Here is a 19,058-nt window from a genome sequence, read left to right on the forward strand (position 1 = left end):
AAGAGGAAGATCAACCTAAAAGATGACCTATTTCAGTTAAATGCGACTTCAAAGCGCAATCAGATTATGACATTGTTCTCCTGAAATTAAAATACCCCAAAATCCGCCTTAATTATTGACTAGTAACGCAAACAATATTTACAATTTGGCAACACTATAATAATTTTAAGATCTCCTCCACATATTCCCGTTTATTGGACAATCGGGGGACTTTATGCTGACCACCGAGTTTACCCCTGTTTTTCATCCATTTATAAAAAGTTCCTGCCGGCGCCACATGTACCTTTGGTATTTCTAAAGCAATATTCTTATAGCGCTTGGCATCATAATCCGAATTGATCTTGCGTAACGTTTGATCTAAAACCTCGGTAAAACGCTGGGCATCGTCCGGATCTTTCTCGAATTCTACGATCCATTCATGGCCTCCTTTCACCCCCACTTCCAAAAAGATGGGAGCGGCGGTATAATTGGACATAATCGCTCCGGTAGCCTCACAAGCCGTCGTTATGGCCTGATCGGCATTCTCCACGATCACCTCTTCGCCAAAAGCATTAATAAAGTGTTTGGTGCGACCGGAAATCCTCACCCGATAAGGGGAAATGGAAGTAAAACGAACCGTATCTCCGATCAGATACCGCCACAAGCCGGCATTGGTGGAAATGACCATGGCATAGTTCTTTCCAAGCTCAACATCCTCCAGGGTGATGGTCTTTGGTTCTTCATTTTCCCATTCTTCCATGGGAATAAATTCATAATAAATCCCATAGTCCAGCATCAGCAATAAATCTTTGCTGTCTTTCTGATCCTGTATTCCAAAAAAGCCCTCTGAGGCATTATAAGTCTCCATATAATGCATGCCTTCTTTTGGGATCAGCGCATTAAAGGAAGACTCGTAAGGCTCAAAAGCCACCGCTCCATGCACAAATGCCTCCAGGTTAGGCCATACTTCTTTGATATGACTTTTGCCGGTAATTTCCAGTACCCTTTGCAATAAAACCAGCGTCCAGGTGGGAACCCCCAGAAAATGGGTGACATCATCCTGAATGGTGGATTGTGCCATCTGCTCAATTTTATCTTCCCATTCGTCCATCAGGGCGATGTCCAGACTAGGGGTACGGTAAAGCTGGGCATAAAAGGGAAGGTTAGCCATAATCACCGCGGACACATCCCCGTAATGGGAGTTTTCATTCAGATCAAACTCATTGGCCTGATGGGTTCCTCCAATGGCCAGTCCTTTTCCGGAGAAAATATGGGTATCGGGATAATTATTGGAGTAGAAAGAATAAAGGTCTTTTCCGCCTTTAAAATGACATTCATCCAAGGCCTCTTTGGAGACCGGAATGAATTTACTGCGGGCATTAGTAGTTCCGGAGGATTTGGAAAACCATTTAATTTCGGTAGGCCATAAGATATTCCTTTCCCCCTTCATCATCCGATCGATAAAGGGGAATAAATCTTCGTAGTGGTGCAAGGGCACCCGCTCCCGAAACTCCCGGGCCGTTTTGATTTCTTTAAAATGATATTTCCGGCCAAATTCCGTATCAGCGGCCGTTTCGATCAACCGCTGAAAAATATCAAATTGTACTTCATGAGGGTATTTCATGAAGAGTTCTATCTGGTGGATGCGTTTCTGCATCACCCAGGTGATAATAGAGTTGATAATGGTCATAAAGATAAGTTTGGCCCGGCAGCCAACAGCTATATCTTTCGTTTTAGCTCAAAATACTCCCCCAAATACACTCGTCTCACTTCCGGATCATTGGCTAAATCCTCAGCTGTTCCTGCTCGGAAAAGTTTTCCTTCCACCATCAAATAAGCACGGTCGGTAATGGCCAGTGTCTCATTCACATTGTGGTCAGAAATCAAGATTCCAATATTTTTATTTTTCAATTTGGCCACGATCCCCTGAATTTCCTCTACCGCAATCGGGTCTACTCCGGCAAAAGGCTCATCCAATAGCACAAATTTGGGATCCACCGCCAGCGCACGGGCGATCTCCGTACGACGACGCTCTCCGCCGGAAAGCACCATCCCCAGGTTTTTTCGAACGTGCGTTAAAGAAAACTCCTCCAGCAACTCCTCCACTTTGGCATTTTGCTCGGCCTTTGAGAGCTTGGTCATTTCCAAAACGGCCTTTAAGTTCTCCTCCACCGTCAGTGTCCTAAAAACAGAGGCCTCCTGCGCCAGGTATCCAATCCCCTTTTGGGCTCGCTTATACATGGGCAAAGCCGTGATGTCTTCCTCATCCAAGAAAATCCTCCCGTCATTGGGCTTAATCAGGCCTACGGTCATATAAAAGGAAGTAGTCTTACCGGCACCATTTGGCCCCAATAATCCAACAATTTCTCCTTGCTCCACTTCCACGGACACCTGATTAACAACGGTCCGCTTTTTATATTTTTTGACCAGCTTTTCAGAACGTAGCTTCATAATCTAAATTACAAATCATTTTTTGATTAAGGTGAACAATCTGGCCGACAAAAAAAATACTTTTCCGACTTCCGTGATGATCAATTCCCCTCAAAAATTATTCCTCGAATTTGATGTCTTTCACATACAGCTGTAAACTTTTCCGGCCCATATAAATATTCTCTTCCACAGAATAAGCCATACGGAAACGCATACCACTATTGACCAAATCGAAGTATTGACCGAAGCCAAAGCCAATGGCTTCCAAAGGTTGCTGGGTGCCATCCTGAACTACTTTAAACTTCAGGTGTTCCCCTTTCAGCAATCTGGGGCGTTCGGTAATTTTCAAATCTTCGCTGACAAAAATCGGGGTCATATTCTCCGGCCCAAAAGGCGCCATCTGCTTCAAAATATTATAAAGCTTATAATTGACCTCGTCCAGCGTAATCTTTTTATCAATATTCAATCGAGGCACCAATTGGTCCTCGGTTATTCTTTCCTCGACTACCTTATTAAACCGACGGCGAAACTCATCCACCTTATCAATCTCCAAAGTAAGTCCTGCCGCATAGCGGTGCCCACCAAACTGCTCCAGCAAATCCGAGCATTCGCTGATCGCTTCATAAATATCAAAGCCGTCAACTGATCTGGCGGAACCCGTCGCCTTTCGGTTGGATTCGGTTAAAATAATGGTGGGGCGGTAAAATTTATCGATGCAACGGGAAGCCACAATCCCAATCACCCCTTTGTGCCAGTCACTTTTGAAAAGCACGGTAGATTTTGCTTGTACTCCTCCTGTCTTTTCAATCATGCTGATGGCTTCAGCAGTGATATTGGTATCAAAGTTCCGGCGGATTTCATTCTTGGTTTCAATCCGCTGAGCCAAAATATCGGCCTCCTCTTTATCGCGCGCCAATAATAATTCGACGGCTCCGGAGGCATGCGCCATACGGCCGGCAGCATTAATTCTTGGGCCAATGCCGAAAACGATAGAGGAGATGGTCATTTTGGAAATGCCGCTGCCTAAATTCATCAGGGCCTGTAAACCGTGAGAAGGCTTTTTATTCAAAACCTTCAAACCGAAATAGGCCAAAACGCGGTTTTCTCCTGACACCGGCACGATGTCAGATGCAATACTCACCGCCACCATATCCAGATAGGTGAAGAGCTTTTGCTCCGGAATATCAAACTTTCGGCAATAGCCCTGCATCAGCTTAAAGCCTACGCCACAACCGGAAAGCTCCGTAAAAGGGTACTGGCAATCTTCTTGCTTGGGATCCAGGATGGCCACAGCAGGAGGTAAAACACTTCCCGGGCGGTGGTGATCACAGATAATGAAATCAATGTCCCAATCCTTGGCTTGCTGCACCCGGTCCACGGCCTTAATTCCACAATCCAGTGAAATGATCAGCTTAAAGTTATTATCTCGGGCGTATTCAATCCCTTTTTGTGAAACGCCATAGCCTTCCTTATAGCGATCCGGCACATAGAATTCCAAATTCGGGTAATACTCCTTCAAAAAACCATAAACCAGAGCGACTGAAGTCGTACCATCTACATCATAGTCGCCATAGACCAGGATTTTCTCTCTTCTTTGAAAGGCCTCTTGCAGGCGATCCACTGCCTCGGCCATTCCTTTCATCAAAAAAGGATCATGCAAATGCTCCAGTGAGGGGCGGAAGAATTGCTTCGCCTCATCATAATCGGTGATTTGCCTTTGGGCAAGCAGGGTCGCGACAGTCTCCGAAACTCCTACCTGAGTCATCAACCGATCGACATCCTCTTGCGGCGGTGCCGCCTTATATACCCACTTTTTGACCATATTCCCTTCAAAGAAAAAATAATAGCGCCACAGATTCTCTGCAGCGTAAATTTGCTTTTGGAAAATTAGTAAGATCTTCCAAAAGCAATACTAAATTACGGAAAATTAAAAGGCCTGATAACCTTTTTCCTCTAATTCTGCAGCAGCATCCAATACTTTTTCTTTCATGGCCTGCTTGAACTTGTCCAGATTTTCCGCAATATCTGCCTCAAAAGCACCCACCATTTGGGCGGCAAGGATACCGGCATTTTTCGCGCCATTCAACGCTACCGTCGCCACAGGCACACCGCCCGGCATTTGCAAAATAGAAAGTACCGAATCCCAGCCATCAATGGAATTGCTGGATTTTACCGGAACACCAATGACAGGAAGGCTGGTCATAGAAGCCACCATTCCCGGAAGGTGAGCGGCCCCACCGGCTCCGGCGATAATCGCTTTTATGCCTCTGGCTCTGGCCTCATTGGCATAAGTTACCATACGTTCGGGTGTTCTATGTGCGGAAACGATCGTTACCTCAAAGCTTACGCCCAACTCTTCCAATACTTCTGCGGCTTGCTTCATTACCGGAAGATCAGAGTTACTTCCCATAATAATGCCTACTTGCACCTTACTCATGCTTTTATTTTTAGGGTATTTTTAATGAAATCTGCTTTTTCTTTCAGTCGATCCAGGTCCTCATCGACAATGGTCACATGACCCATTTTCCGGAAAGGCTTGGTGTAACTTTTTCCGTACAGGTGAATATGTGCACCATCAACGGCCATGGATTCTTCCATTCCCTCATACTTCGCTAAACCTTCGTAACCTTCTTCCCCTAGTAAGTTCACCATAGCAGATGGTTTCAGGGCAGCGGTATCACCAAGCGGCGCCCCCATAATAGAACGCAGATGCTGCTCATACTGGGAGGTATGATTCGCTTCTATGGTCTGGTGTCCGGAATTATGTGGACGCGGCGCTACCTCATTCACCAAAACCTCTCCCTCTTTGGTCACGAACATCTCCACGGCCAACAAGCCGATCATGTCCAGTTTGGTGATGACATCAATGGCGATTTTCTCCGCCTTATCTGCTACTTCGGGGCTGATTTTCGCTGGTGCAAAAAGGTATTCCACCAAATTAGCCTCCGGATGGTAGACCAACTCCACCGCAGGAAAAGTGCGTACCTGCCCTTGTGGGTTTCTGGCCACAATCACCGAAATCTCAGTTTGGAAATCAATCAGCTTCTCCAAAACGCCCGGTTTATCAAAAGCCTTGGAAATATCTTCCACCTGACGTAGCATTTGCACCCCACGCCCGTCATAACCCTCGCGGCCTAATTTATGAACCGCTGGCAGAAAGTCTGCATGGCGCATGACCTCATTGCGATCTTCGGTTAAAATGAAAGGGGAGGTAGGAATATTGTGGTCTTTGTAAAACTGCTTCTGAATACGCTTGTCCTGAATCAGCTCAATGACCGCTGGCTGCGGGTAAACCTTTTTACCTTCCAGTTCCAGCTGCCTTAACGCTTCCGTATTCACATTTTCAATCTCCACCGTGATCACATCACAGCCTTTTCCGAACTCATATACGTCGGTATAATCTTTTAATGAACCCACCTTGAACCGACTGGCAATCCTGGAGCAAGGAGCCTGATCATCCGGATCCATAATGGCGATATCAATATTAAAATCAAAAGAGGACTGAATCAGCATTCTGCCCAGCTGTCCGCCACCCAGAATACCTAATTTTAAATCTTGGAATAAAGAGAATGCCATGTTTATCGCAATTTGCCTGTCTTAAAGTTTTTGACATACAAAGCTAATCCTTTTTCCAAAGTAAAGAAGGCTATTGGGCAAGAAAGCGGACTGCTTTAAGCTCAAAATTCAAAAAACTCCTCAAGGGTGCGTTTCATCAGGGCCGGATTAATAGGCTTTGTTAAATAGCCATTCATTTGAGCCAATTCTGTTTTATCTTCCCACTCATCATAGCGGGTGGAAGTCAACGCCAAAATGGGTATTTTGTGGTAATGCGCATTCATGTGGCGAATGGAACGGGCCAGCTGTTCTCCATGCGCATCCGGAAGGTGGAGATCCATCAGGATCAAATCAAAAGTTTCCGCCTCCACCCATTGTAATACGCGTTTTCCATTTTCCGCCAATTCAGGAACAATCCCAAATTTTGACAGATAGCGTTTGGCTATCGCCTGATTGATCGGCTCGTCTTCCACCAAAAGTACTTTGGCATCACGAAAAGCCTTAAGGGTTGCTGGAATAAATTGCTGCTGCTCATCCTGATGGCGCTCCATTGGCAAGCTCACAAAAAAACGCGTGCCTACCCCTGGCTTACTTTCTACCCTGATGTTCCCTCCCATACTTTCAATCAGGAACCTACTGATCGTTAAACCCAGGCCTGTACCACCGTATTTCCGACCGGTGGAAGTGTCAGCCTGGCTGAAAGGCTCAAAGATCTGTTGAATTTTATCGGGTGCAATACCAATGCCGCTGTCCTCAATCGTATAACGCAACCACAGCATATTCCCCCCTCTGGGCAGGCGCTCCAGCTTAACGGTGATACCTCCCTCTTCGGTAAATTTAATAGCATTATTTATCAGATTGATTAGCACCTGCTTCAGACGATGATCATCGCCCTTGACCTGTTCGGGCACCTCATCTCCAATCAAAACCTTCAGGAAGATCTCCTTATTCAAGGCCCTGCTTTGCAGCATGGCCTTAATCTCTTTGCACTGCATTTTGGGATTAAAGGACCGTGGATCAAGCTGAAGTTTTCCTTCGAAAATTTTACTAAAATCCAATACATCATTGATCAGTCCCAAAAGGTGCTCTCCCGAATATTGAAGCGTATGCAGGGTTTCCACCAAACCCTTTTGTTCATTTTCCTGATTCACCAACTGAGTCAGGCCCAGAATGGCATTAAGAGGAGTGCGCAGTTCATGCGCCATCATGGACAAAAATTGCGTATCCTGAAAAGGGGATTGATTGGCTTCTTCCAAAGACCAAACCTCTCGGTCATCCTCCTGATTAATACGTTTTAGGCGCCATTTTTTCTGAGGCACCCTGGAATTCGGAAAACTTACCACTTCTTCTTCCTGCCACCGGCCAATAATGGACAAAATTTTCCCATTTTGAATAGCTTCCGCGGCTATTTCACTGAAAAGCGCTATGAAAGCCTGATTCGCAAATAAGGATGTACCGTGAGGACCCAGCACAATAATGGGGCAGGGCAGGCGCTTTAGGAATGTTGGGTCAACAGCATAGTGGTATTCGTTCAGGTTCATAGGCAATATGTCAGTATATATTTGAAAGGAGATTTATTTGGATATTGTTCACCTTTTTGAGCAAAAAGTTACCTCTATTTTTTCCCGCTAATCAATAGGTTTATATACCTTTATTGCTTTTCAATCGGATTCGTCCTCCATAAATCGTAAAAATTGGTTCAAAATCTGATTATGTACTAAAATCCAATAAAAAAAATGGAGCTATTGACTACTTTGACTTTTCAGGAAATCGTTGTTTTCCTTTTATTTTTGGGAGCACTATTTCAGCTTTTAAAAAATAGCATTAGACCGTTTCAGAGGCAAAAAAAAGAGTGTCATGAAAAAAATTGCCGATGCGAAGAGTAAATTTCAACATGGACATTCCAATTATTACATCTTCAGGCACTTAAATTTTTTAGGTATTTTTTAACTCAAAAATCTTTATTTCGTTTTTTATGCTCTAGACAGTATTTTTAATGACTCAAATCATTTTTCAAATCTTTGTTAATCACTAAATAAGCAGGATAAAACTAAAAAAAGAGCGCCTTGAAGCGGTCACAGAAAACGTTTGCTAAAGCAAAAAATCAAAAAGAATTTCAAACAAACTATTACATATAATAAAAATCCATTAATTGCATAATCCAACTGGATTTTTTCGTGTATAAACAATCACACAATCTTGGTTTAATACTAATTTTTGAATAATAATGAGCTTACCTAAGAAATTCCAACACCCTTATAAATTCGATCCTAAATACAGTAAAAAAACCGCTTATTTCTGTATGGAATTTGCGATCGATCAGTCTTTCAAAATCTATTCCGGAGGATTAGGCTTTTTAGCTGGTTCCCATATGCGTAGTGCTTATGACCTGAAGCAAAATATGGTCGGGATTGGCTTGCTATGGAAATATGGCTACTATGATCAGATTCGTGCCAAGGATCAGTCCATGGACGTTTTATTTCAGGAGAAAATTTACTCTTTTCTGGAAGATACCGGCATCAAATTCTCTATTAACCTGAACAATCACCCGGTATGGGTAAAAGCCTATTATCTGGATCCTGAGCAGTTTGGTACCGTGCCGATGTTCTTCTTATCTACAGACTTACCGGAGAACGATTATCTGGCACAAACGACAACTCACCGCCTTTACGAATCCAACACAGAGGGTAAAGTAGCACAGTCTATTCTTTTAGGCCTTGGCGGTGCGAAACTTTTGGATGAACTGAACTGGGAGCCGGAAATTTATCACCTGAATGAAGCACACGCGCTTTCTGCTGCTTTCCACTTATATAAGAAGTTCGATTCTGTTGAAGAAGTGAAAAAGCGTATGGTATTTACCACTCACACTCCTGAGGAAGCAGGTAACGAAAAACATAATATTCACCTGCTAAACAAATTGGGCTTCTTTAACGGGGTGCCATTAGAGACGGTACGTGAGCTTACGGGTATTAAGGATGATATTTTCAACCACTCTTTAGTCGCTTTGAGACTTTCTCATTTTGCCAATGGGGTTTCTAAACTACATGGAGAAGTTTCCAGAGAAATGTGGAAAGGTCATGAAGGCATTTGCCCGATTACCCATGTGACCAATGCGCAGAATGCCCGCTACTGGCAGGACCCACAGCTAAAAGAAGCTTTGGCAAAGGATGATGATGCCTCCCTGGTAGAGCGGAAGAAAAAACTGAAAAAGAACTTGTTCCAGATTGTGGCGGACCAAACCGGGAACTGGTTTGACCCTAACGTTTTCACCATTGTTTGGGCGCGTCGTTATGCGGAATACAAACGTGCTGATTTGATCACACGTGATATGGAGCGTTTCCATAAATTATTGACCAATACAAAATATCCGATCCAGATTATCTGGGCGGGTAAGCCATACCCAATGGATTATGGTGCGGTGGGGACTTTCAACTCACTGGTGCACATGACCAAGCAATATAAAAATGCAGCGGTTTTGGTAGGCTATGAGTTACAGCTTTCCCGCATGTTGAAATACGGTTCCGATATGTGGCTGAACAACCCACGCGTAACCCGTGAAGCTTCCGGTACTTCCGGTATGACTGCTGCGATGAACGCCGGCATCAACTTCTCGACTTATGACGGTTGGATTTGTGAGTTTACCCGCCATGGTTCCAATGGATTCATCATCCCGGCTACGGATCACCGCAAGCCTCACCATATGCAGGATCAGGAAGATATGGAAGCGATGTACTACTTGTTGGAGCATGAGGTATTGCCAACTTATTACGACAAGCCAGAGGAGTGGACCAAGATCGTAAAAACCTCCATGAAGGATGTAACGCCCTATTTTGATGCGGACCGCATGGCGCATGAATATTATGAGCACGTTTACAACAACCCGGAACAAGAGAAATTTTAAGGAAAATTCACCTCCTACGGAATCCCGCCAATGGCGGGATTTTTTTTATCTTAAGGGCATATTTAATGAAACTATGAGAAAACACTTTTTATTATTTTTTATCCTGCTGATCAGTCAAACCCTTACGCTGGCTCAATCTCTTTTATGGGAAGTGAGCGGCAATGGTCAGCAAGAGCCCTCCTACCTTTATGGGACCATTCATCTTCAGGAAGAAAAATTATTTGTTTACAGTGAACAGGTAAAGGATTATATCAATAAATGCGAACAAGCTGCTTTTGAGCTTGACATGCAGGGAGACCAACTGATTAAAGCAGCGCAAATGATGATGTATCCCGGTAATGAAAAAATCACGGATCATATCAGCACAGCGGACTTTCAAAAGATTCTGAAAGTATTTGAAAAAAGCCAGTTTAATTCAGAGATCCTGAAGAAATTCAAGCCCATGGGCATCTACTCCCTGATGGTTAGCCTGAATCGCGCTCAGGATATGGAAGAATCCATGGACCTCTATTTTCAGAATTATGCGGTCAGTCAGAATAAGCCTCTCTTTGCCATTGAAACCATTGAAGAGCAAATGTCCGCTTTTGATGATTTTGACACTGAAATGCTGATGGAGGCTGTTGCAGAATTTGGTCAGCGTGATAAAGAACTGAAAAAGCTCAGCAAGTATTATCTTAAGGGCAACATTAAAGAATTAGCGAAAATAGAAACCAAAAACGAAAGTGAAGAGGAACTTTCGGATAAGCTATTCGCCAAAAGAAATGTCACCATCGCCAACCGGCTTGACGAACAATTTCGTCGTCAAACCACCATGGCACTTTTTGGTGCGGGCCATTTGGGAGGAAATGACGGTGTCATTGCTTTATTAAAAGAAAAGGGCTGGACCGTTAGCCCGGTAAAAATGCAGGTCAATCAGAAAAAACCACAAAGCAGTGGTACCGTCTGGAAAGATTATAGCCAGGACACCTCCTATTATGCGGTTCGATTTCCACAAAAACCTCAGGTCGTGACCCAGACCGTGCAATCGGAAATTGGTCCTTTAGAGGTTACCAGTATGGTGGTTTCTAAAAGAGGGAAGATGGTCAGTACTTATAACCTGACGATGACTACCTATCCGGAGGGAACAGTTCATTCCAATATGACCAGCCGCCTGGATCAAATTTTTGATGGCGGGATCGGAGCGATGCTCAACCAGTTGCCCAATGCGCAAATACTTGAGAAGTCCTCTATTGAAAAAGCCGGATTTCCGGGAAGAGACGTTAAAATAAAAGCAGGGGAGGAGACCATTATTCTGAACTATTATCTGGTCAACAACAAAATGTATTTGGTGATGGCCTCCACCTTTAGTGTGGAAAAAGGAGCGCAGGATCTGTCAGAATTTTTTGGAGGATTTGAGATCAAAGATCAAAAAGATACCAGTCGGGCAGAAATTGCCTTCATCGATATTGAAACTTATTCTGATAATGAGGACTGGTTTTCCATAGAAGATGAAGATATCGGATATGCCATACAATTTCCCACCACTCCGGTAACGACGCATGAAGAGGTGGATTTACAAGGAAAGAAAACCGTGGTTTTCTCCAGAATTTCCTTTGATACCGACTCCACGGTCATGTTTAATATGACCGATTTCCCCTATGAATGGGAGGCGGAAAATTATGAAGAGTTGTCCCTGATTCTGGAAGCAGAGTTAAAAAGTATGCTGGACGCCGATTATCAGGACATCAGCGATTTTCAGTACCTGAACTTTGCGGACTATTTCTACGGAGCTGAAACCACCGCCAAAGTGGATGGAAATGACGTCAAAATCAGGTTATGGATTTCCAATAACCATATGTTTGTACTTCAATACCTGAATGCAGATTTAAGTGAAGACGGAATTAATTATGCCGAATATTTCCTGACGACTTTCCGACCGCATCCCCTATAATTTAGGGTGAAGTTAGATTAAATAATACCTATGATGAATCTCTCACGAGACGTCCAAGATTTATTCGATATCCTCCATGACGGATCAATTGGTGAACTGGTAAAAATTAATACCCAAATAAGATTCAAGATCGAAATTGAATATTTGGCTGAATTAATAAATGAACATCACGATCACCTCTTTCTTTTCTTTGAAAAGCCCAAAACCGTTATTTTCAAACCATGGTCGGATGAACACGATTCAATAACAATCTTTGAAGTAATCTCTCGTCTCGAGTTGGAAATTTTAAGCTGTGACATCGAAAATAAAACATGCGTACTTCAATGCACCTGCCATGAATCCTCTCATGGTTTTCCAGGAGGAGAATTAATATTCGATTTTTCAACCTTCATCATCAAGGATCAGGATGAAAATGATATCACCATAGCGCATCTAAGAAACTTGGCAAATCAATATTGGAATTCATTTGATTCAGATGCGGGAAAAAACGATTACAGCCTTTGAGTCGCAAAGTATCGGAAATCGGAATTTAGGTTTCATTTCGATAAAAATTCAAAGCTTTATTGCCCTTCGACATTTGACCTAGGACTTTATGAAAAAAAAAGCCTGCCATCATTTCACTGATCGCAGGCTTTTTATAAATGATCATCTATAAGATGACTATTTTCCTTTGGCCTCATTCCAATAGTGATCCATCTCTTCTAGTGTCATATCCGACAGGTTTTTCCCAGCCTTTTTGGCTTCGGCCTCCAGGTACTGAAAGCGGTAAATGAATTTTTTATTGGTGCGCTCTAAAGCTTCCTCCGGATTTATATCCAAAAAGCGAGAATAGTTGATCAGGCTAAACAACAGATCTCCGAATTCGGCCTGCGCTTTTTCTTTATCAATGGGCTCGCCATTATCAATATTGAATTCCGCCTTGAACTCGGCCATCTCTTCCTCCACTTTTTCCCAGACTTGCGCTTTGTGTTCCCAGTCAAAACCAACCCCACGGGCTTTTTCCTGTATGCGCATCGCCTTAACCAAAGCGGGCAGGGAAGTGGGTACGCCTCCCAAAACCGAGACATTTCCCTTTTCTTTCAGTTTGATTTTCTCCCAATTCTGCTTGACGGCTTCCTCATCATTGGCTTCCACATCACTGTATATATGCGGATGACGGTGAATCAGCTTATCACAAATGCCATTCAGCACCGAGGCCACATCAAAGCTCTTGCGCTCTTCCCCGATTTTGGCATAAAACACAATATGAAGAATGATATCGCCCAGTTCCTTGCGGATTTCCTCTTCATCTCCTTCCAAAATGGCATCTGAAAGTTCATAAACCTCCTCTATCGTCAGGTGACGAAGGCTTTCCAGCGTCTGCTTTTTATCCCACGGACAGTTCAACCGCAACTCATCCATGATGGTCAACAATCGATCAAAAGCTTCCAGCTTGGCTTTTCGGTTAGTATCAATGGGCGGGGTGATCATCGGCATAAGGCTTCTTTTATATTTTTCAACAATCGCAAAGATCAAAAAAGCCTCAACATATGCGAGGCTTTCAATATTTTAATTTTCGGTCAGTTCCTGAATGGCCAGATAAGCCATAAATCCTGCGCCGATTTCCAGGGCATCCTCATCTATATCAAAGGTGGGCGTATGCACTGCGGAGACAATCCCCTTGGATTCATTTCGTGTTCCGAGGCGGTAGAAACAAGCTTTCATTTCCTGGGTGTAGTAGGAGAAATCTTCGGCTCCCAGCCAGATGTCCAGGTCCACAATATTTTCCTCGCCCAGATAATCCACCGCTCTTGCGCGGTTTTTATGGGTCAGCTGTTCATCATTTTCCAGATAAGGGTAACCCTTGCGAATTTCAAATTCCACGGTTCCCCCCATGCCTTCCACAATGCCCGTGGCCATTTTCACCATGCGCTCATGTGCTTCGGCTCTCCACTCCTCATTCATGGTGCGGAAAGTCCCCTGAATCTTCACCTCATCAGGAATCACATTGGTCGCCCCATGTCCATGAATATCACCGAAGGTCAACACACATGGAATTTTAGGTGGTGCACCACGGCTGACAATCTGCTGCAGGGAAACGATCATATTGGCCGAAATCACAATCGGATCGATCGTCAATTCCGGCAAAGCTCCATGACCACCTTTTCCTTTCACAGTGATATGCAATTCATCACAAGAGGCCATATACATGCCCGCACGGAATCCTACTTTACCGACAGGAATCAAAGGCATCACATGTTGGCCGATAATAGCTTCCGGATTCGGGTTTTGCAATGCACCATCCTTAATCATTAAAGAAGCACCGCCCGGCAACTGCTCCTCCCCCGGTTGGAAGATCAGCTTTACCGTACCTTCAAACTCTTCCTTCAACTCATTCAGAATTTTGGCGGCACCCAATAAAGAAGCCGTGTGTACATCATGCCCGCAAGCATGCATCACGCCTTCATTTTGAGATTTGTAGTCCACCTCATTCTGCTCGATAATCGGAAGGGCATCCATATCCGCCCGAAGCGCAATCACTTTTTTATCCGGATTTTTTCCTTTGATCAAAGCTACCAAACCAGTCTCCGCTTTGGATTCCTGAAGGTCAATGCCCATTTCCTGTAGCTTTTCAGATACAAACTTCACCGTATTGTACTCCTGAAAAGAAAGCTCCGGATTTTGGTGTAAATGTCGGCGGTTGGTAATCACTTCCGACTTTATATTTTTGGCTAACGCCTGAATTTTCGCTTTCATATTCCCTTAATAATCCGCTCCCTCCGTCTTTTTTTCACCCAACTGGACTTTATAAGGCACCACGATCGCTCTTCTGAAGGATCTTCTCAGCTTTTCATAAGTCAAATAGGCATCTACCCGATTATAAAAATCACCAACACGCACACGGTAGGTAGGCTGCTTGTAAGTAACCTTTGGATTTCCGCTGGGAAAATCTTCATAAACCCGCTCCTTAATTTCATTGGCCTCTTCCCGACTGGTACCGGAATACACCTGAATGGTGTATTTAGTCGCATTGCTGCCGGCATTGGCCTCTGCAAAATGCGCTAATTGATTCTCCACACCGGTGGTGATATCATTGGTTACAGGAAATGTGGTAGAAGTAGTCGTTTGCTTTCTGACTTCTTCTTTCTCTCTGTTGGCTTTTTGTTCTGCCTTCAGCTGCACATAGTCAGGACGATAAACCGACAGGTCTTCTTGATAATTGCTGCTGCTTGGGGTGGTCTTGGGCGAACAAGCCGCTACCAAAAGCAAAAAGCCGAATAAGGTATATATATTTCTCATCTAAAAATATTTTGCAAAACAAGATTGACGCAATAAAGGCACAAGTTACAAAAAAAAGCGCATACCATCAGGGCATCGCTTGGGCTTCCATATTTTACAACCAGAATCAGAAAAGCTGTTGGTCCGCAGACTTCAAAATGCTTTCAATACCACAATGATTAAGTGGTAAAAAGAAAGCCGTCAAATGCTCTTGTCCTCTTTTAAAGCGTAATTTCCTTCAGAAAAAGCTCGTTTGGTCACTCAAGGATTTTATTTAATCGTTCTGTTTTCATTTTTTCTTGATAAAAAACGAAACAAAAAAATCAAGGCGGTGATCAATTTTGGCGACCCATTGATCCTGCTACCGGAACCCATCAAGGCGTTATTTGACGATTGTAGCGATTGGTGGGAAATAGCGTGGAAATAACGCTGTGATGACTTCTGATCGGCAGCAGCACCCATGGCTTTTCGCCAATTGATCAAGGCCGGGTTGTTGGCGTGGAAGATTTCGTATTATAAATATATATTCTTGGATATTGGAGCAGGGAAAATCAACATAAAAAAAGAGGCCTCCATATCAGAGCCCTCCTTTTAAAAAGCATTTATATTTTCAATGAATTAGTCAATCAACACACATTTGTTGGCCGCTAAATCATTTTCTACTTTCTTAAATTTCACATTCTCCTTCACGGTGCCATCTGCATAACGAACCGAAACCACATCGTTTCTACCGTGCGTATGCTCTTTGCGAATCGGAGCGGTTTTCTCTACCTGTGGCGCCTGAGTAGGATGTGCCTTTGGCGTATCCTGATTCAGCGTAGAACGACTCTCTTCCTTAGAAGCATTATACTGCTGCTTTGGTCTTTCCTCACGTGCCTCCTGTACTTTCTCCGGCTCAGCCGTCGGGATAGAAGCCTTCATCAAGAAACTGGTCGTCTCCTGGTTCACATCTGCCAGGAAGGCTTTGAACAATTCGAAAGCTTCGAACTTATAGATCATCAATGGATCTTTCTGCTCATAAACCGCATTCTGTACCGACTGCTTCAAGTCATCCATCGCACGTAAATGCTCTTTCCACTTCATATCGATAATGGCCAAAGTCGCCATTTTCTCCATATCCGTGACCAAAGTCTTACCACGATCTTCCAGATTTTTCTGCAGGTTGGTCACAATGCCCAACTGCTTCTTACCATCCGTGAAAGGCACCATGATGTTTTCCACCACAGCACCACGCTCTGCATTCACATGCTCCAAAACTGGCATGGCACGCTCACCGATGATCTCATTTTTCTTTTTGTACTGGCTGTAAGCCTCTTCAAAAAGCTTCTGAGTTAAATCTTCTGCAGAGGTTTTATTGAAATCTTCTTCTGAAAGGTGCAAATCCACACCCAAAACGCTTAATGCTTCCAGTTTATAACCTTCATAGTTAATGGAATCCTTATGCGCTACGGTCAGGTTTTCAGCCACATCGTACAGCTGATTCATCAGGTCAATCGACAAACGCTCTCCGAAAAGTGCATTATGACGACGGCTGTAAATCACCTCACGCTGCTGGTTCATGACATCATCATATTCCAACAGACGCTTACGAATACCAAAGTTATTTTCCTCTACTTTCTTCTGTGCACGCTCAATAGACTTGGTAATCATGGAGTGCTGAATCACTTCCCCTTCTTCCAAGCCCATACGGTCCATTACTTTGGCAATACGCTCAGAACCGAACATACGCATCAAAGAATCTTCCAAAGAAACGAAGAATTGAGAAGAACCCACATCCCCCTGACGACCGGAACGACCACGAAGCTGACGATCCACACGACGAGATTCATGACGCTCAGTACCGATGATGGCCAAACCACCTGCTTTTCTGGAGTCCGGAGATAGCTTAATATCCGTACCACGACCCGCCATATTGGTTGCAATGGTGACCATTCCTGCCTGACCTGCTTGCGCGACCACGTCCGCCTCTTTGGCGTGTTGCTTTGCGTTCAGTACCTGGTGAGGAATCTGGCGCATGCCCAACATACGGGACAATAGCTCCGACATCTCGACAGAAGTAGTACCCACCAAAATCGGACGACCTGCTTCACGAAGCACGACGATCTCATCCGCTACCGCATTGAACTTCTCACGGATGGTTTTATAAACCTTGTCCTCATCATCATTACGCTGGATCGGACGGTTGGTAGGAATCACCACCACATCCAATTCATAAATGTCCCAAAGCTCTCCTGCTTCCGTCTCAGCAGTACCGGTCATACCACCCAATTTGTGGTACATACGGAAGTAATTCTGCAAAGTAATGGTCGCATAAGTTTGGGTAGCGTCCTCTACTTTTACATTTTCTTTGGCTTCCAAAGCCTGGTGCAAACCATCAGAATAACGACGACCGTCCATCACACGACCGGTCTGCTCATCGACGATCTTCACCTTGCCATCCTGAAGGATATATTCGGTATCTTTTTCGAATAGCGAGTAAGCTTTCAAAAGCTGGTTTACCGAGTGAATACGTTCCGCTTTCTCTGCATAGTCCTGCAACAACTCCTCTTTCTTCACGATGCGATCATCGTCCGCAAGAGAAGCGTCATTTTCCAGATTCGCTACCTCGGTACCGATATCCGGTAAAATGAAGAAGTTTGGATCTTCACCTTTTCCGGTGATATGGTCAATCCCTTTTTCCGTAAGGTCAACCGAATTTTGTTTTTCATCAATAATGAACAACAATGGCTCATCTGCCTTCGGCATTTCGCGGTTGTTGTCCGCCATATAATAGTTCTCCGTTTTCTGCAGGATCTGGCGAATACCATCCTCAGAAAGGAACTTAATCAATGGCTTATATTTTGGGAAAGAACGATAAGCACGGAATAGCGCCAATCCTCCTTCGTCTTTATTTCCTTCTTTGATCAGACGCTTAGCATCATTCAAATAAGCTTGCGTCAATTTGCGTTGCTCCGCTACCAAAGCCTCAATACGTGGCTTCAAAGTATGGTACTCATGCTGATCTCCCTTGGGTACCGGACCGGAAATGATCAATGGCGTACGGGCGTCATCAATCAATACGGAATCGACCTCATCGACCATCGCATAGTGGTGCTTGCGCTGTACCAACTCATCCGTACCACGTGCCATATTATCACGCAGGTAATCAAAACCGAATTCGTTGTTAGTACCGTAAGTAATGTCTGCACGGTAAGCATTACGACGCTCCTCAGAGTTGGCCTGCCACTTATCGATACAGTCAATATTCAAACCGTGGAACTGGAACAAAGGCGCCATCCATTCGGAGTCACGCTTTGCCAGGTAGTCGTTCACGGTGACCACATGCACCCCACGACGGGAAAGACCATTCAGGAAGGCTGGCAGGGTCGCTACCAACGTTTTACCCTCACCCGTGGCCATCTCGGCTACTTTACCCTGGTGTAGTACAATACCACCGATCAGCTGTACATCGTAATGTACCATTTCCCATGTTAGCAGGTTACCACCAGCGGTCCAGCTGTTGTGCCAGATGGCAGTGTCGCCTTCTACCGTCACACAGTCAGACTTTGCAGAGATGGTTCGATCGTGCACCGTCGCCGCTACACGCAATTCTTTATTATCGCGGAGGCGTCGGCCAGTTTCTTTCATAATGGCGAAAGCCTTTGGCAATATCTTGTTCAAGACTACCTCCAGTTCCTCATTACGCTTTTCTTCCAGTTTATCTACTTCTGCATAAAGATCTTCCTTCTTAAATACATCCGTCTCAGGCAATTCGGCTTCCGCCTTCAGTTTTTCAATCTCAGCATCCAAATGCTTCAATTCTTCCTGAATTTGGTCCATCAAATCCTGAGAAGCCTTACGAAGATCCTCATCAGTAATAGAGCTCAACTTATCGAACTCCTCATTAATTTGCTTTACGATCGGTAGGATCGTCTTAATATCGCGATCGGATTTAGTACCGAACAGCTTCGCAAAGCCTTTAGTGATTTTATCTAACATGGCAAAAATTATTTGCAAACAGTATCT

Annotated in this window: 13 protein-coding genes; 3 read left to right on the top strand and 10 right to left on the bottom strand. The window is 44.2% G+C overall.

Annotation, left to right across the window (positions count from 1 at the left end; genetic code table 11):
• Positions 1–154 precede the first annotated feature (154 nt).
• From AAA970_RS14555 to AAA970_RS14580, 6 genes are all read right to left on the bottom strand, one after another.
• Positions 155–1,669, bottom strand: coding sequence for a GH3 auxin-responsive promoter family protein (locus tag AAA970_RS14555; RefSeq protein WP_338237631.1), 1,515 nt, complete (start codon positions 1,667–1,669; stop codon positions 155–157).
• Between the two features lie 29 nt (positions 1,670–1,698).
• A complete protein-coding gene (gene lptB, locus AAA970_RS14560) occupies positions 1,699–2,430 on the bottom strand; it encodes an LPS export ABC transporter ATP-binding protein (RefSeq protein WP_053406491.1) in 732 nt (243 codons plus the stop codon).
• A 97-nt stretch (positions 2,431–2,527) separates the two neighbouring features.
• Positions 2,528–4,231, bottom strand: a complete 1,704-nt coding sequence (gene recJ / locus AAA970_RS14565; RefSeq protein WP_338237632.1) for a single-stranded-DNA-specific exonuclease RecJ — start codon at positions 4,229–4,231, stop codon at positions 2,528–2,530.
• A 105-nt stretch (positions 4,232–4,336) separates the two neighbouring features.
• Positions 4,337–4,846: a 5-(carboxyamino)imidazole ribonucleotide mutase gene (gene purE / locus AAA970_RS14570; protein ID WP_053406489.1), complete on the bottom strand. Its 510-nt coding sequence runs from the start codon at positions 4,844–4,846 to the stop codon at positions 4,337–4,339.
• Entirely contained in the window at positions 4,843–5,985 is a 1,143-nt protein-coding gene (locus tag AAA970_RS14575) for a 5-(carboxyamino)imidazole ribonucleotide synthase (RefSeq protein ID WP_053406488.1), read from the bottom strand. The genes purE and AAA970_RS14575 overlap by 4 nt, the downstream gene beginning before the upstream one ends.
• Before the next feature lie 101 nt (positions 5,986–6,086).
• Positions 6,087–7,505 carry a hybrid sensor histidine kinase/response regulator gene (locus AAA970_RS14580; RefSeq protein WP_338237633.1) on the bottom strand — a complete coding sequence of 473 codons (1,419 nt, stop codon included), beginning with the start codon at positions 7,503–7,505 and terminating at the stop codon, positions 6,087–6,089.
• A gap of 686 nt (positions 7,506–8,191) precedes the next feature.
• Here AAA970_RS14580 and glgP point away from each other — a divergent pair.
• The 3 genes from glgP (at position 8,192) to AAA970_RS14595 (ending at position 12,299) form a co-directional block, all read left to right on the top strand.
• Positions 8,192–9,865, top strand: coding sequence for an alpha-glucan family phosphorylase (gene glgP / locus AAA970_RS14585; RefSeq protein WP_338237634.1), 1,674 nt, complete (start codon positions 8,192–8,194; stop codon positions 9,863–9,865).
• 73 nt (positions 9,866–9,938) lie between these two features.
• The gene (locus tag AAA970_RS14590; RefSeq protein ID WP_338237635.1) at positions 9,939–11,795 is read left to right on the top strand and encodes a TraB/GumN family protein; all 1,857 of its coding nucleotides are present in this window, start codon (positions 9,939–9,941) and stop codon (positions 11,793–11,795) included.
• 30 nt (positions 11,796–11,825) lie between these two features.
• A complete protein-coding gene (locus AAA970_RS14595) occupies positions 11,826–12,299 on the top strand; it encodes a hypothetical protein (protein ID WP_338237636.1) in 474 nt (157 codons plus the stop codon).
• A 156-nt stretch (positions 12,300–12,455) separates the two neighbouring features.
• Here AAA970_RS14595 and mazG read toward each other — a convergent pair whose 3' ends face one another.
• From mazG to secA, 4 genes are all read right to left on the bottom strand, one after another.
• Entirely contained in the window at positions 12,456–13,271 is an 816-nt protein-coding gene (gene mazG, locus AAA970_RS14600; RefSeq protein WP_338237637.1) for a nucleoside triphosphate pyrophosphohydrolase, read from the bottom strand.
• 72 nt (positions 13,272–13,343) lie between these two features.
• Positions 13,344–14,531 (bottom strand): M20 metallopeptidase family protein, encoded by a 1,188-nt coding sequence (locus AAA970_RS14605; RefSeq protein WP_338237638.1) that lies wholly within the window; start codon positions 14,529–14,531, stop codon positions 13,344–13,346.
• Between the two features lie 6 nt (positions 14,532–14,537).
• The gene (locus tag AAA970_RS14610; RefSeq protein ID WP_060684952.1) at positions 14,538–15,074 is read right to left on the bottom strand and encodes an SPOR domain-containing protein; all 537 of its coding nucleotides are present in this window, start codon (positions 15,072–15,074) and stop codon (positions 14,538–14,540) included.
• Positions 15,075–15,671: 597 nt separating this feature from the next.
• Positions 15,672–19,031, bottom strand: coding sequence for a preprotein translocase subunit SecA (gene secA / locus AAA970_RS14615; protein WP_338237639.1), 3,360 nt, complete (start codon positions 19,029–19,031; stop codon positions 15,672–15,674).
• Positions 19,032–19,058 lie beyond the last annotated feature (27 nt).

Origin of the sequence: Persicobacter diffluens (assembly GCF_036244895.1) — a bacterium.
GTDB classification, from domain to species: domain Bacteria; phylum Bacteroidota; class Bacteroidia; order Cytophagales; family Cyclobacteriaceae; genus Persicobacter; species Persicobacter diffluens.

Bases quoted from the DNA above. Each gene is read 5' to 3' on its own strand.
- AAA970_RS14595 (WP_338237636.1), top strand. From the start codon at position 11,826: ATGATGAATCTCTCACGAGACGTCCAAGATTTATTCGATATCCTCCAT.
- AAA970_RS14610 (WP_060684952.1), bottom strand. From the start codon at position 15,074: ATGAGAAATATATATACCTTATTCGGCTTTTTGCTTTTGGTAGCGGCT.
- AAA970_RS14580 (WP_338237633.1), bottom strand. From the start codon at position 7,505: ATGAACCTGAACGAATACCACTATGCTGTTGACCCAACATTCCTAAAG.
- lptB (WP_053406491.1), bottom strand. From the start codon at position 2,430: ATGAAGCTACGTTCTGAAAAGCTGGTCAAAAAATATAAAAAGCGGACC.
- recJ (WP_338237632.1), bottom strand. From the start codon at position 4,231: ATGGTCAAAAAGTGGGTATATAAGGCGGCACCGCCGCAAGAGGATGTC.
- glgP (WP_338237634.1), top strand. From the start codon at position 8,192: ATGAGCTTACCTAAGAAATTCCAACACCCTTATAAATTCGATCCTAAA.
- AAA970_RS14590 (WP_338237635.1), top strand. From the start codon at position 9,939: ATGAGAAAACACTTTTTATTATTTTTTATCCTGCTGATCAGTCAAACC.
- AAA970_RS14555 (WP_338237631.1), bottom strand. From the start codon at position 1,669: ATGACCATTATCAACTCTATTATCACCTGGGTGATGCAGAAACGCATC.
- secA (WP_338237639.1), bottom strand. From the start codon at position 19,031: ATGTTAGATAAAATCACTAAAGGCTTTGCGAAGCTGTTCGGTACTAAA.
- AAA970_RS14605 (WP_338237638.1), bottom strand. From the start codon at position 14,531: ATGAAAGCGAAAATTCAGGCGTTAGCCAAAAATATAAAGTCGGAAGTG.
- purE (WP_053406489.1), bottom strand. From the start codon at position 4,846: ATGAGTAAGGTGCAAGTAGGCATTATTATGGGAAGTAACTCTGATCTT.
- AAA970_RS14575 (WP_053406488.1), bottom strand. From the start codon at position 5,985: ATGGCATTCTCTTTATTCCAAGATTTAAAATTAGGTATTCTGGGTGGC.
- mazG (WP_338237637.1), bottom strand. From the start codon at position 13,271: ATGCCGATGATCACCCCGCCCATTGATACTAACCGAAAAGCCAAGCTG.